Genomic DNA, 427 nt, shown 5'->3' on the forward strand with positions numbered 1-427 from the left:
AGCGTAACACGGTGGTCGTGGAGACCCCGGCGGCCTCGGCCAGTTCGCGGATGGTCATGTACATCACTTTGTCACGATTTTTAATGACGTAGTGGTAGACCATCATCTCAAGATTATTGAGACTGGCGACAGCGGCGTGGGAGAACATACTCACAGGGCGAACTCACAATTCATAATGACCAGGACGGAATTATATCATGCAGGCCAATGACATTACCTTTTTTCAGCGTTTTCAGGACGACATCCTCGCCGGGCGCAAAACCATCACCATTCGCGATGCAGCGGAGTCGCACTTTAAGCCCGGCGATGTGCTGCGCGTTGGGCGCTATGAAGATGACGGCTATTTTTGCACCATCGCCGTGACCGCGACCTCGACGGTGACGCTCGATACGCTGACCGAACAGCATGCGCAACAGGAGAATATGAC

The 427-nt window shown here is 53.6% G+C and carries 1 protein-coding gene; it reads left to right on the forward strand.

Annotation, left to right across the window (positions count from 1 at the left end):
• Positions 1–197 precede the first annotated feature (197 nt).
• Positions 198–427 (forward strand): N(4)-acetylcytidine aminohydrolase (gene yqfB / locus FJV41_RS56000; protein WP_141649643.1); only part of this gene is annotated, 230 nt, incomplete at its 3' end.

The sequence above is a fragment of the Myxococcus llanfairpwllgwyngyllgogerychwyrndrobwllllantysiliogogogochensis genome (assembly GCF_006636215.1).
Lineage (GTDB): Bacteria > Myxococcota > Myxococcia > Myxococcales > Myxococcaceae > Myxococcus > Myxococcus llanfairpwllgwyngyllgogerychwyrndrobwllllantysiliogogogochensis.